Below are 13,073 nucleotides of genomic sequence, written 5' to 3'. Positions count from 1 at the left end.
GCGTCGGCCCCCGCCCGGCAGGATGGGCGCATGGTCGACGCGACGGACAGCCCGGCACCCGCACCGGCGTCCGGCGCGGACGCCGCCCTCGTCGACGCCCTCGAGCGCCTGCACGCCCGCCTCCGCGAGCTCGCCCTGCCGCTCGAGACCCCGGACGCCCCGGCGGCGCGCGGCGACCGGCGGGCCGCGCTCGACCAGCTCGACGACTACCTGCTGCCGCGGCTGCGGGCCGGGAGCGCCCCCCTGCTGGTGGTCGTCGGCGGCTCCACGGGCGCGGGCAAGTCCACGCTGGTCAACTCCCTGCTCGGCGCCCGGGTGACCGACCCGGGCGTGCTGCGGCCGACCACACGCTCGCCGGTGCTCGTGCACCACCCGCTCGACGGGCGCTGGTTCGCGAGCGACCGGGTGCTGCCGGGACTCGCGCGCGTGACCGGTGGGCCCGGCGGCCCTCAGGCGTCGGGCGCCGGGCCCCGCCCGACGGACTCCCCGGACCCCGCGGGCGGCGGCACGGCGGCGGTGCGCCTGGTCGCCAGCGAGGCCCTGCCCCGCGGACTGGCCCTGCTCGACGCCCCGGACGTCGACTCCGTCGAGGTCGCGAACCGCGCGCTCGCCGCCCAGCTGCTGGCCGCCGCGGACCTGTGGGTGTTCGTCACCACCGCCGCCCGGTACGCCGACGCCGTGCCGTGGGACCTCCTCCAGGGCGCCGCCGAGCGGCACGCGCAGGTCGCCCTCGTCGCCGACCGCGTCGACCCGGGCGCCGGGGCGGCGGTGACGGACCTGCGGCGGATGATGGACGAGGCGGGGCTGACCGCCGCGCCCCTGTTCGCCGTCGAGGAGGGGCTGGACGCGGACGGGCTGCTGCCCGAGCGGGCGGTCGCGGAGCTGGCCGGCTGGCTGTCCGCGCTCGGCGACGCGGACGCCCGGGCGGCCGTCGCGCTGCTCACCCGGGACGGCGTCGTCGACGACCTCGCCCGGCGCGCGCGGGGGCTCGCGGCCGCGGCGGACGCGCAGGTCGTCGCCGACGCCCGGCTGCGGGACGCCGTGGCCCGGTCGTACGCGGAGGCGGCCGCGCAGGTCACCGCCGCGACGTCGGACGGGGCGATGCTGCGCGGCGAGGTGCTCGCCCGCTGGCAGGGCTGGTCGGCACGGGGGAGCTGCTGCGGTCCGTGGAGCAGCGGGTCGGGCGGGTCCGGGACGTGGTCGTCGGGTTCGTCCGGGGGCGGCCCGCCGCGGCCCCGCCGGTGGAGCAGGCCATCGCGCACGGGCTGGCGGCGGTCGTGCTGGACGCCGCCGACGCCGCCGCCGAGCGCACCCACGCCGCGTGGCGCGGGGACGCCGCCGGTGCGGCGCTGCTGCCGGACCTCGACCTGTCCCGGTCGTCCGCGTCGCTGCGGGCGCACGTCGAGCAGCAGGTCCGCGACTGGCAGTCCGACGTGCTGGACCTGGTCCGCGAGCAGGGGTCCCAGCGGCGGGGCACGGCGCGGGCGCTGTCGTTCGGCGTCAACGCGCTCGGCGTCAGCCTGATGGTGCTGGCGTTCGCGTCGACGGGCGGGTTGACGGGCATCGAGGTCGGGATCGCCGGCGGCACCGCGGTCGTCGCGCAGAAGCTGCTGGAGGCGGTGTTCGGCGACGACGCCGTGCGCCGCCTCACCGCGACCGCCCGGGAGCGCCTCGACGCCCGGGTCCGGCAGGTGCTGTCCGGCGAGGCCGCCCGGTACACCGCGCAGCTCGACGCGCTGACCGTCGTCGGCGGCACGGGACTGCGGTCCGCGGCCCTCGCTGTGCAGCATGCGGCGGCCGCCGAGCGGGCCGGTCGGACGGCGTCGACCGGGATCCCGCAGGACGCCGGGTCCGCCGCGCCCACGACCCGGCTGCGCGGGACCGGGACGCACCGGGCCGGGACGCACCGGACCGGCACCCCCGGCGCGCCCACCACCGAGCCCCCGGCCCGCCCGGGGTTCTGGCGCCGGCTGCTCGGCCGGGGGGACGCCCGATGAGCCCGACGCTGCACGAGCGCGCCACCGCCCTGGCCGCCGCGCTCGACGCGGGCGGGCCGCGCCTGCCCCCGGCCGTCCTCGACGCCGGGCGGACGGTCGTCGCCCGCGCCGCCGAGCGCGCCGCGCTGTCCGCGGAGCACACCGTGGTGGCGCTCGCCGGGTCCACGGGCTCGGGCAAGTCGTCGCTGTTCAACGCCCTGGTGGGCCAGGAGCTCGCCGGTACGGGCGTCCAGCGGCCGACGACCTCCGAGGCTTTCGCCGCGGTCCGCGGGCCCGGTGCGGCGCCCCTGCTCGACTGGCTGGGCGTCCGCCGCCGGCACGAGGTCGACGGGCCCGCCGGTGCGGGCGGTCTCGTGCTGCTGGACCTGCCCGACCACGACTCGGTCGTCACCGAGCACCGGCTGCGGTCCGAGCACCTGCTGGAGCGCGTGGACCTGCTGGTCTGGGTCGTCGACCCGCAGAAGTACGCGGACGCCGCCCTGCACGAGCGCTACCTGCGCCCGCTGGCCCGGCACGCCGACGTCGTCGTGCTCGTGCTGAACCAGGCGGACCGGCTCGCGCCCGCCGAGTCCGCGGCGGTGCTCACCGACCTGCGCCGGCTCGCCGCCCAGGACGGCCTGGGGGACGTCCGCGCGGTGGCGGTCTCCGCCCGCACGGGCGCCGGGATGGACGCGCTGCGGGACCTGCTCGACGACGCCGCGGCCCGCCGGCAGGCCGCGACCCGCCGGTGGGAGGCCGACGTCGAGGTGGCCGCCCACCAGGTGCTGACGGCCGTCGGCGAGGCAGGACGCGGCCGGACGCGCACGCCGGCACCCGACGCCCTGGTCGAGGCGCTCGCGGACGCCGCCGGGGTGCCCGTCGTCGTGGCCGCGGTGCGCGGCGCCGCGGTCCGCCGGGTCACGGCACGCACCGGGTGGCCGCCGGTCCGGTGGCTGGCGCGGCTGCGGCCCGACCCGCTGCGGCGGCTGCACCTCGCGGCCGGCGAGGTCCCGGCGGACGGCACCGCGCGCACGTCGCTGCCCGCCCCGGGGCCCGCCGCCCGCGCCGCCGCCGGCTCCGCGGTCCGCCGGTACGTGGACGCGGCCACCGAGGGCGTCCCCGACGCGTGGGCGCTCGACGCCCGAGCGCGCGCCGGCGCCGCGGACCTCGGCGACGCCCTGGCCGACGACCTCGACCGGGCCGTCGCCGCCACACCCCTGCTGCCGACCCGCCCGGCGGCCTGGGCCCGCGCGGTCGGGGCGCTCCAGTGGGTGCTGCTGGCGGCGGCCGTCGCCGGTGCGGTGTGGCTGGGCGTGCTCGCCGGGCTCGCGTACCTCCGGCTCCCCGAGCCCCGCACCCCGCAGTGGGGGCCGCTGCCCGCGCCGACGGCGCTGCTGGCCGGGGGCGTGCTCGCCGGGGTGCTGCTCGCGCTGCTGGCGTCGCTGCTCGCCCGGGTCGGGGGGCACCGCCGCGCCCGCGCCGCCCGGACCCGGCTGCACGCCGCCGTGGCCGCGGTCGCGCGCTCCCGGGTCGTCGACCCCGTGGCGGGAGTGCTCGCCGACCTCGCGACCTGCCGCGACCAGGCCCGCCGCGCAGGAGGCAGGATGGCGGGGTCCCGGTCGACCGGCCGGGCCCGACGGGACGGAGTGGGTGCATGACGAGGCTGCGGGTGCCGGTCCAGCTGCGGTGGTCCGACATGGACGCGTACGGGCACGTGAACAACGTCGAGATGCTGCGCCTGCTGGAGGAGGCCCGGATCCAGGCGTTCTGGGCGCACCCCGCCCCCGCGGAGCCGCTCGGCGAGGCCGCGGCGACCTCGCAGACCCCGTCGCCGGCCCCGTCGCCCGCCCCGGAGACCTGTCCCACGGCCGTGCTCGACGCCGGTCCCGGAGCCCGGACCGCCACCCTCGTCGCCCGGCAGGAGATCGAGTACCTGCGCCCGCTCGGCTACCGGCGGACCCCCGTGGCGGTCGACATGTGGATCGGCCACCTCGGGGGCGCCAGCATCGACGTCTGCTACGAGGTGCGCGACGAGGGCGCCGCGACCGGCGACCCCTACGCCCGGGCGGTCACGACGCTGGTGCTCGTCGACGCCGCCTCGGGGTCGCCGCGCCGGATCGGCGAGGCCGAGCGTGCGGCGTGGCTGCCGTACGTCGAGGACGCGCCGACGTTCCGGCGCCGCGGGCGCTGACCGCCGCTCAGCCCCGCGCGCGGTCCCGCCGTGCCCGCTCCGCCGTCTGCGCCGCCCGCGCGATGTTCCGCTGCATCCCGCCGAACACGATCCCGTGGAACGGGTAGACCGACCACCAGTAGAGCTGTCCCAGCAGGCCGTGCGGGTGGAACACCGCGCGCTGCGCGAACGTCGTCGGCGGGGTCGCCCACCGGTCCGGGTCGACCGGCGCGGCCCGGCCGGGACCGCCGCCGGCGGCCTCGGGCTGCTCGCCGTCGGGCTCCACGCGCAGCTCCAGCCACGCCAGCCCGGGCACGCGCATCTCGGCGCGCAGGCGCAGAAGCCGGCCGGGGTCGACCTCCTCGACCCGCCAGAAGTCCACCGCGTCGTCCACGACCAGCCGGTCGGGGTCGCGGCGGCCGCGACGCAGACCCGGACCGCCGACGACGCGGTCGGCCAGCCCGCGGATCCGCCAGGCGAGCGACCAGGAGTACCAGCCGCGCTCGCCGCCGACGGCCTCGAGCACGCGCCACAGCGACGCGGGGGAGGCGTCCACGGTGATCCGCCGCTCGTCGACGTACAGCGACCCGCCCGCCCAGTCGGGGTCCGACGGCAGGGGCTCGCTCGGCACGCCCGGCACACCGGCCGACGACCAGCGCGTCGTGACGTCGGCCTCGCGGATCCGGGCCAGCGCGAGCCGCATCGCGCGGTCGAACCCGATCAGGCCCTCGGGCGGGTCCGGGACGTGCTCGGCGATGTCGTGCTCCTCGCAGACCACCTCGTGCACCAGAGACTCGACCAGCGGCCGCGCCAGGCCGGACGGCACGGGCGTGACCAGGCCGACCCACAGGCTCGACAGCTTCGGGGTCAGCACCGGCACCGGCACGATCAGGCGGCGGGGCAGCCCCGCGGCCTTGGCGTAGCCCTGCATCATCTCGCGGTAGGTGAGGACCTCCGGCCCGCCGATGTCGAACTCCCGGCTCACCTCCGGTGGCATCGCGGCGGACCCGACGAGGTAGCGCAGCACGTCGCGCACGGCGATCGGCTGGATCCGGTTCTCCACCCAGCGCGGCACGGTCATCGCGGGCAGCCGCTCGGTGAGGTACCGCATCATCTCGAACGACGCCGACCCCGACCCGAGGATGACTGCCGCGCGCAGCACCGTGGTCGGCACGCCGGACGCCAGCAGGATCTCGCCGACCTCCTTGCGGGACGCCAGGTGCGGGGACAGGTCCTCGACGTCCGGCGAGAGCCCGCCCAGGTAGACGATCCGCCCGACCCCGGCCTCGCGCGCCGCCCGGCCGAAGGTCAGTGCCGTCGACCGGTCGCGCTGCTCGAACCGCCGGCCCGTGCCCAGGGAGTGGATCAGGTAGTACGCGATGTCGACGCCGTCGAGCGCCGCGCGGATCTCCGCGGGGTCGGCGGCGTCCGCCTGGGCGACCTCCACCGCGTCGTACCACGGCCGGCCGCGCAGCCGCTCGGGCCGGCGCGCGATGGCGCGGACCCGGTACCCCGCGGCGAGCAGCTCCGGCACCAGGCGGCCGCCGACGTAGCCGGTGACCCCGGTGACCGCGACGAGCGGGGCGTCGGGCCGGGGGCGGCCGTCCGCGCCGACGCCGGGGACGTGCGGGAGGGTCCGGGCGACGGGCTCCGGCAGCAGGTCGGCGCCCAGCGGCGCGTCGTCGGTCGGCTGGGTGATGGCGGGATCGGCGGGCACGTCCGCAGTCTGCGGCGCGGCCCGCCCGCCCGCATCCGGGACGGGGTGCCCGCACCCGCACCGGCGGGGCATGATCGGGGCCATGAGCGAGGCGCAGTGGGCAGCGGTCGACGACTACCTCGTGCGCGAGGTGGTCACGGAGCACCCGCACCTGGCGGCCGCGCGCGACGCGGGCCGGGCGGCGGGCCTGCCGGCCATCGAGGTCGCGCCCAACCAGGGCCGGCTGCTCGCGCTGCTGTGCCGCGTCGCGGGCGCCCGCCGGGTCCTCGAGTTCGGCACGCTCGCCGGGTACAGCACGCTGTGGTTCGCGGACGCGGTCGGCGCCGACGGGCAGGTCACGACCCTGGAGCTCGACCCGACGCACGCGGCCGTCGCGCGCGAGAACTTCGCCCGCGCGGGGCTCGCCGACCGCGTGCGCCTGATCGAGGGGCCGGCGGCGGAGTCCGCGCAGCGGCTGGTCGACGACGGCGAACAGCCGTTCGACCTCGTGTTCATCGACGCCGACAAGCCCGGCAACCCGCTGTACCTCGAGCTCGCCGTCGAGCTCGCCCACCCCGGCACGGTGATCGTGGTGGACAACGTCGTGCGCGGGGGCGCCGTCGCCGACCCCGGCGCCCGGGACCCCGCCGTCATCGGGTCCCGCGCGGTGCTCTACGACCTGGGGCACCACCCGCGGCTCGACGCCACCGCCCTGCAGACCGTGGGGTCGAAGGGCTGGGACGGGTTCGCGCTCGCGGTCGTGCGCGACTGACCGCCCGCCGTCAGCCGAGCAGCGCCAGCGTCTCCTTCTCCGCGACCGCCTGCGACCGGGTGGGGCGGATCGTCGTGCCCTGCGCCCACAGGTCGACCACCCGCGGGTCGATGTAGGACGCCCGGCACACCGCGGGGGTGTTCCCCAGCTCCTCGGAGACGTCCTTGACCACCTGGGCGACGACCCGCCGGCGCGCCCGGTCCGACGCCGGTGGGGCGCCTTCGGCCGCGAGCCCGCGCGCGGCGAGCACGGTGGCGTGCCACGTCCGGAAGTCCTTCGGGGACGCGTCGTCGCCGAGGCGGGCCTTCACGTCGGCGCCCACCTCGGCGCTGGTGATGTCGTGCCAGCCGTCGTCGTCCCGCCACGCCAGGAGCTCCGGCCCGCCCCCGCGCCGGCGCACCAGCGTGCCCACCAGCTCGGCGACCTGCGCGTCCGCCACGACCACGTCCCGGACCTGCCCCGACTTCGCGGGGTAGTGGAACCGCACCGCGGCGCCCGTGCCGTCGTCCTCGAGCACCTGGACGTGCTCGCGCCGCAACGTCGCCAGGCCGTAGGAGCCGTTCCGCTGGGCGTAGCCCTCGCCGCCCGCCCGGAAGTACGCGAGGTCGAGCAGCCGGAACGCCAGCGCCAGCGCCTTCGCGCGCGGGAACCCGTCGAGCGCGAGGTCCCGGCGCACCGAGCGGCGCGCGGCGGGCAGCCGGCGGGCGACCTCGAGCACGTGGTCGTGCTTGAGCCGGTCGCGCCGACGCCGCCACTGCTCGTGGTACAGGTACTGGCGGCGGGCCGCGTCATCGAGCCCGGCCGCCTGGATGTGCCCGTTCGGCCACGGGCTGATCCACACGTCGTGCCAGGCCGGCGGGATCGCGAGCGCGCCGATCCGGTCCAGGTGCGCCACGTCCGTGATCCGCACCCGGTCGTGGTCCAGGTACGTGAACCCGCTCCCGGCACGGCGCCGGGTCCACCCGGGGGAGTCGATCCGGACGCGTCGCAGTCTCACCACCGGCACACCGTGCCCCGGCGCCGGACGTTCCGCCAGCGGAAGCCCGCGCCGGGCGGGCGCGCCGCGGGTCCGCTCAGGCCGGGATGCGGACCATGCCCTCCTGCGCGATCGACGCGACCAGCGTGCCGGCCCGGTCGAACACGCGGGTGGCGCCCAGCCCGCGCCCGCCCTGCGCAGACGGGCTGGTCTGGTCGAACAGGAGCCAGTCGTCGACGCGCACGTCCCGGTGCCACCACATCGCGTGGTCGAGGCTCGCGACCGACAGGCCCGGCGTCAGCCACGACAGCCCCGCGCGGCGCAGCACCGGCTCCAGCATGATCTGGTCGCACGCGAACGCGAGCACCGCGCGGTGCAGCAGCTGGTCGTCGGGCAGGGCGCCCTTCGCCCGCATCCACACGCGCTGCCGGCCCTCGGGCGCGGGCGCCGGTCCGAGGTAGATCGACCCGCCCACGTGCCGCACGTCGAACGCGCTCTCGTGCGTCCAGAACCGCGCCACCGGGTGGTCGAGGTGCCCCATGCGGTCCATCGCGGACTCGACGTCCTCGGGCTCCGGGACCTCGGGCGCCGGCTCGGTGAGGTCGACCCCCTCCTGGTCCTCCTGGAACGAGGCGATCATCGACAGGATCGGCTCCCCGTCCTGCGCCGCGTGCACCCGCCGGGCCGAGAACGACCGGCCGTCCCGCAGCCGCTCCACGCCGAGCTCGACGGGCGTCGCGACGTCGCCCGCCCGCAGGAAGTACCCGTGCAGCGAGTGCGGCAGCCGTCCGCCGGGGACGGTGCGACCCGCGGCCACGAGCGCCTGGGCGACGACCTGCCCGCCGAACACCCGCCCCCCGGGCTTCGGCAGGTTGTGCGCGGTGAACGCGTCCGGTCCGGCGCCGGGGGCGACGTCCAGGACGGCGAGCAGCGCCGCGATCGGGTCGGGCGTGGGGGAGGCGGGGGCGGTCGGGGCGCCCGGGGTGGCAGCGTCGGTCACGCGGGCCAGCGTCTCACGGGACCCGTCAGCGCGGACCCGCGGCGTTCACGAGCGAGTGCGCGGCCCGCTCCAGGTAGTCCCACAGCGTGGCCTCGTGCAGCGGCGGCAGCGCCAGCGCGTCGACGGCGGTCCGCATGTGCGCCAGCCAGCGGTCCCGGGCGTCGGGGTCCACGACGAACGGCATGTGCCGCATCCGCAGGCGCGGGTGGCCGCGCTCCTCGGAGTACGTCGTCGGACCGCCCCAGTACTGCTCGAGGAACATCGTCAGCCGGCGGCGCGCCGGGCCCAGGTCCTCCTCCGGGTACATCGGCTTGAGCACCGGGTCGGTGGCGACGCCCTCGTAGAACACGTCGACCAGGCGGACGAACGCCTCGTGGCCGCCGACCGCCTCGTAGAACGACTCGCGGCGGCGGGCCTCGTCGGTGCCGGACGCCGGGGCCGGGGTCGCTGCGGGGGTCGCGGGGTCGGCGGGGGTCGCGGCGGCCGCCGGGGTCGCGGCGGAGAGCGGCAGGGCGGTGCGGGACGGCACGGTGTCGCGGTGCTGCGGCTGCGGGACGGTCATGCCGGCCAGTCTCCCACCGCGGCCCCGGTGCCCCGCCGGGCGCCCCGGTCGCGGACGCCGACTAGGCTGGGGTGCAGAAGGCCGCTCCCTGCGGCCGCGGGGGCAGATCCGGCACAAGACGGCACCACGGGGGTTCCATGAGCAAGGCAGAGCAGATCCTGGCGGCGCTGGGCGGCGGCGGCAACGTCGTCGACCTGGAGCCGTGCATCACCCGGCTGCGGGTCGAGGTCACCGACCCCCAGCGGGTCGACGACGCGGGCCTCAAGGCGACCGGCGCGTTCGGCGTCGTGCGGTCCGGCCGCATCGTGCAGGTCATCGTCGGCCCCGAGGCCGACAGCCTGGCCGCGGAGCTCGACGGCCTCCGCTGACCCCACGGGTCCACGGCCCCGGCCCATCGAGTGGAAGGTCCTTCCCCCACGCCGAGCGTGTCGGGCAGGACCTTCCACTCTGTCGTCTCCGGGGGATCCGCCCCGGCCTCCGGCCGTCAGCCCGCGTCCGGGGTGCCCTCGGTCGCGGCCCGGCGCTCGCGGTGCGCGACGAGGGCGTCCCGCTGGCCGGCGAGCGGGACGTCCGCGGCCTCGAGCGCGTCGCGGACGGCGGCGCGCAGCGCCCGCGCGACGGCCCACTGCCGCGACGGCGCGGTGCGCTGGGTGACCTTGAGCGTCACCGCGTCGAACGTGAGGTCCTCCGCGGACGTGACGGTCGCGACGCCCTCGACCGCGGACCCGACCTCGGGGTCGGCGGCCACGCGGGCCGCCGCCTCGACGAGGAGGTCGTGCACCTGCTGGAGGTCCGCGAAGTAGTCGACCTTGACCTCGACGACCGCGTTCGCCCAGCCCTGCGTCTTGTTGCCGACGCGCAGCATCGTGCCGTTCGGGACGTACCAGAGCGTGCCGTCGGCGTCGCGGATCTTCGTCACCCGCAGGCCGACCGACTCGACGGTGCCCTGGGCGGCGCCGACGTCCACGACGTCGCCCACGCCGTACTGGTCCTCGAGCAGCATGAACAGCCCGGACAGGAAGTCCTTGACCAGGCTCTGCGCGCCGAACCCGAACGCGACGCCGACGATCCCCGCCGACGCGATGAACGGCGCGATGTTCACGCCGACCTGGTCCAGCACCAGCAGCACGACGATCGAGCCGATCACGATCCCGGCGGTCGACCGCAGCACGGACCCGATGGTGCGGGCGCGCTGCGTGCGCCGGACGTTCGCGACGGGGCTGACCTTGCGCAGCGCCGCGGCGACCTCGGTGCCGGCCAGGGGCTTGCCGATCCCGCGCTGGAGCAGCGACGTGCCGTCGGCGATGTGCTCGGTGACGGCCTTGATGAGCCGCCGGACGACGAGCAGCGAGACCGCACCGATCACGATGATGAGGCCGATGCGGAGGCCGGGGCCGAGCAACCAGGTCATGAGCGCGCCGGCGCCGTCGGTGACGACGGCCCCGGGGTCGGCGTCGGCGGCGGGCAGCGCGGGGCGCAGGGTCGAGAGGATCACCCGGACACGCTAGCCAACGGCGCGCGGGTCACGTCGCCGCCGTGGGCGTCCCCGACGCGACCCGCACGCCGCCTGCACGGCGTCGTCACGCCTGCGGGGACGCCTCCACGGACCCGGTTGCGAGCCCGGTCGCGAGCCCGGTCCGGTCCGCGACGAACTGCAGCTGCTCGACGGTCAGGGCGATCGTCCGGGACAGCGCCCGGCCGCCGTGCCCGACGCCCTTCTCGCGCCGCACCAGCACCGGCGCCTCGGCCGGGGTGGCCGAGGTCGCGGCCTGCACCGCGGCCGCGAGCTTGCGCGCGTGCAGCGGGTCGACCCGGGTGTCGCCGTCGAAGATCGTGAACAGCGTCGCGGGGTACGCGGTGCCGTCGACGACCCGGTGGTACGGCGAGTACGACAGCAGCCAGTCGAGCTCGCGGGGGTCGCCGGCGTCCCCGTACTCGTCGGTCCACGTGGTGCCCAGCCCGAACCGCTGGTAACGGACCATGTCGAGCAGCGGCGCCGAGCAGACCACCGCCGCGAACGTGCCCGGGCGCTGGGTCAGCGCGGCGCCCACGAGCAGCCCGCCGTTGGAGCCGCCCCAGCAGGCGAGCCGGTCCGGGGTGGTCCAGCCGTGCGCGACCAGGTGGTCCGCGACCGCGTGGAAGTCGTCGAACACGTGCTGCTTGTGCTCGCGGCGTCCGGCGCGGTGCCAGGCCTCGCCCTCCTCGCCGCCGCCGCGCAGGTTCGCCACGACGTAGACCCCGCCGGCCTCGACCCACGCGAGCGTGGCCGTCGAGTACGCCGGGTCGAGGGAGATCTGGAAGCCGCCGTACCCGTAGAGGATCGTCGGCGCCGCGCGCAGGGGGCGGCCGTCGGCGTCGAGCGCGTCGGCGCGGGCCACGACGAACGCACGCACGGGAGTCCCGTCGGTGCTGGTCGCGACCACGTGCTGGACGCGGACGTCGGGCACGTCCGCGACCGCCCCGGGGGGCGCCGCCCACAGGCTGGTGCGCCCGGTGCGGGCGTCGTACCGGTGCACCTCGGTGACGGTCGTGTGGTCGGTGTACGTGAACCACACGTCCGGGCCGCCGTCGGGCCGGGTCGCGAGCCCGCCCGTGGAGCCCAGGCCCGGCAGCGCGACGGTGCCCGCGTCCCCGGCGAGCCGTGCGCCCGTGGCGGGGTCGTGCACGGTGACCTCGCTGACGGCGTGCCGGCGCCAGGACGCGAGCAGCTGGAGGGGCGCGGTGTCGTCCCCGCCGCCGTCGACGACCGCGACGTCCTCCAGCACGGCCTCCGGGTCCTCGGCGAGCAGCGTGCGCCAGTGCGGGACGCCCGGGTCCGCCGGGTCCGCCACGGCGAGCCGGCCGCGGTCGGCGTCGAGCGTGGTGTGCACGTAGAGGCGGCCGTCGCGCCCCACCCAGGCCCCCACCTCCGCGTCGTAGCCGACCGCCACCTCGCGGAACACGGGCACGGTGCCGGGCTCCGCGGCGGCCAGGTCCGCGATCCACACGTCGGTCCGCGGCGCCGTGCCGGCCGAGGCGGACACCAGCAGCCAGCGCCCGTCGCGCGACACCGAGACGCCGTAGTAGTTCGTCAGGTCGAGGCCGTCGCCGAACACCTCGAGGTCCTGGGCCGGGTCGGTGCCCACGACGTGGCGCCACACCCGCCGGTGGTACTGCTGCTCGTCGGCGGGCAGCAGCTCCGGGGCGAGCCGGCGCACGTAGAAGTACGCGCCGCCGCCCGGCTCCCAGGCCACGGGGGAGTAGCGCGCGCGGTCGACCGGGCCGTCGACCAGCGCGCCCGTCGCCACGTCGAGGACGTGCAGCACGCTCTCCTCGGTGCCGCCGTGGGACACCTGGTAGGCGAGCAGGTCGCCCTCCTTGCTCGGCTGCCACGCGTCGAGCGTCGTCGTGCCCGCCGGGTCCAGCGCGACCGGGTCGACCAGCACGCGCTCGCGCTCCGCCCCCGGGACGTCCGGGTCGGGCTCGGCGACCACGACGACCGCGTGCTCCTGCTCGCCGGTGCGCCGGGCGAAGAACCGTCGGTCGCCGCGCCACGCGGGCGTGCCGACGAACCCCGCGCCGAGCAGCGCGGACAGGCGCGCGGTCAGCGGAGCGGTGGCGAGCGGGCCGTCCGCCAGGGGACCCGCGACGACGCCGGACCGGTAGCGCGCGTACAGGTCGTCCTGTGCGGTCGACCAGGCCTCGGTGACCGGGTCGGCGGCGTCCTCGAGCCAGCGGTACGGGTCGGCCACGGCCCGGCCGTGCAGGTCCTCGACCAGGTCGAGGCGGTGCGCGGCGGGGTACGCGGACGCGGGGTCGAGGGGCGTGGCGGGGTCGGTCATGCGCGCCACCCTACGGCGCGCCGGGCACCGTCCGGCCGTCGTCCCCAGGCCCGGTCCACCCCGGTCCACCCCGGCTCCCGCCAGCACCGACGCCCACACC

The 13,073-nt window shown here is 77.7% G+C and carries 10 protein-coding genes and 1 pseudogene; 5 read left to right on the top strand and 6 right to left on the bottom strand.

Translation table 11 applies throughout. The annotated features are described in order from the left end of the window. The first annotated feature begins 30 nt into the window (after nucleotides 1-30). The 3 genes and pseudogenes from AC1VL8_RS17110 to AC1VL8_RS17100 all read left to right on the top strand — a co-directional run bounded on the left by AC1VL8_RS17110 (nucleotide 31) and on the right by AC1VL8_RS17100 (nucleotide 4,167). A pseudogene (locus tag AC1VL8_RS17110) lies at nucleotides 31-1,997 on the top strand (dynamin family protein). After that, complete coding sequence (locus AC1VL8_RS17105; protein WP_483076003.1) at nucleotides 1,994-3,634, top strand: GTPase; 1,641 nt, start codon at nucleotides 1,994-1,996, stop codon at nucleotides 3,632-3,634. Before AC1VL8_RS17110 ends, AC1VL8_RS17105 begins: the two are co-directional and overlap by 4 nt. Continuing rightward, nucleotides 3,631-4,167 (top strand): acyl-CoA thioesterase, encoded by a 537-nt coding sequence (locus tag AC1VL8_RS17100; RefSeq protein ID WP_483076002.1) that lies wholly within the window; start codon nucleotides 3,631-3,633, stop codon nucleotides 4,165-4,167. Before AC1VL8_RS17105 ends, AC1VL8_RS17100 begins: the two co-directional genes overlap by 4 nt. 7 nt (nucleotides 4,168-4,174) lie before the next feature. On the opposite strand, the gene AC1VL8_RS17095 is transcribed toward AC1VL8_RS17100, so the two are convergent. Further along, on the bottom strand, nucleotides 4,175-5,935 hold the full coding sequence (locus AC1VL8_RS17095) for an SDR family oxidoreductase (protein ID WP_389235539.1): 1,761 nt from the start codon (nucleotides 5,933-5,935) through the stop codon (nucleotides 4,175-4,177). A gap of 10 nt (nucleotides 5,936-5,945) precedes the next feature. On the opposite strand from AC1VL8_RS17095, the gene AC1VL8_RS17090 reads away from it, so the two are divergent. After that, nucleotides 5,946-6,614, top strand: a complete 669-nt coding sequence (locus tag AC1VL8_RS17090; protein ID WP_483076001.1) for an O-methyltransferase — start codon at nucleotides 5,946-5,948, stop codon at nucleotides 6,612-6,614. A gap of 10 nt (nucleotides 6,615-6,624) precedes the next feature. On the opposite strand, the gene AC1VL8_RS17085 is transcribed toward AC1VL8_RS17090, so the two are convergent. The 3 genes from AC1VL8_RS17085 to AC1VL8_RS17075 all read right to left on the bottom strand — a co-directional run bounded on the left by AC1VL8_RS17085 (nucleotide 6,625) and on the right by AC1VL8_RS17075 (nucleotide 9,152). Further along, nucleotides 6,625-7,614 (bottom strand): DNA topoisomerase IB, encoded by a 990-nt coding sequence (locus tag AC1VL8_RS17085; protein ID WP_483076000.1) that lies wholly within the window; start codon nucleotides 7,612-7,614, stop codon nucleotides 6,625-6,627. 73 nt (nucleotides 7,615-7,687) lie between these two features. Then, nucleotides 7,688-8,590: an acyl-CoA thioesterase gene (locus AC1VL8_RS17080; RefSeq protein WP_483075999.1), complete on the bottom strand. Its 903-nt coding sequence runs from the start codon at nucleotides 8,588-8,590 to the stop codon at nucleotides 7,688-7,690. 25 nt (nucleotides 8,591-8,615) lie between these two features. Further along, nucleotides 8,616-9,152 carry a globin gene (locus tag AC1VL8_RS17075; protein ID WP_483075998.1) on the bottom strand — a complete coding sequence of 179 codons (537 nt, stop codon included), beginning with the start codon at nucleotides 9,150-9,152 and terminating at the stop codon, nucleotides 8,616-8,618. 137 nt (nucleotides 9,153-9,289) lie between these two features. Here AC1VL8_RS17075 and AC1VL8_RS17070 point away from each other — a divergent pair, with 137 nt between their 5' ends. Further along, on the top strand, nucleotides 9,290-9,520 hold the full coding sequence (locus AC1VL8_RS17070) for a PTS sugar transporter subunit IIB (protein WP_389235479.1): 231 nt from the start codon (nucleotides 9,290-9,292) through the stop codon (nucleotides 9,518-9,520). A 116-nt stretch (nucleotides 9,521-9,636) separates the two neighbouring features. Here AC1VL8_RS17070 and AC1VL8_RS17065 read toward each other — a convergent pair whose 3' ends face one another. Next, nucleotides 9,637-10,647: a mechanosensitive ion channel family protein gene (locus tag AC1VL8_RS17065; protein WP_483075997.1), complete on the bottom strand. Its 1,011-nt coding sequence runs from the start codon at nucleotides 10,645-10,647 to the stop codon at nucleotides 9,637-9,639. 85 nt (nucleotides 10,648-10,732) lie between these two features. Beyond that, complete coding sequence (locus AC1VL8_RS17060) at nucleotides 10,733-12,973, bottom strand: prolyl oligopeptidase family serine peptidase (protein WP_483075996.1); 2,241 nt, start codon at nucleotides 12,971-12,973, stop codon at nucleotides 10,733-10,735. Nucleotides 12,974-13,073: the final 100 nt, after the last annotated feature.

Source organism: Cellulomonas sp. KU4C (assembly GCF_056868065.1).
The sequence above is the reverse complement of the archived record's forward strand: the minus strand, read 5'-3'. Positions and strand labels throughout refer to the sequence as shown.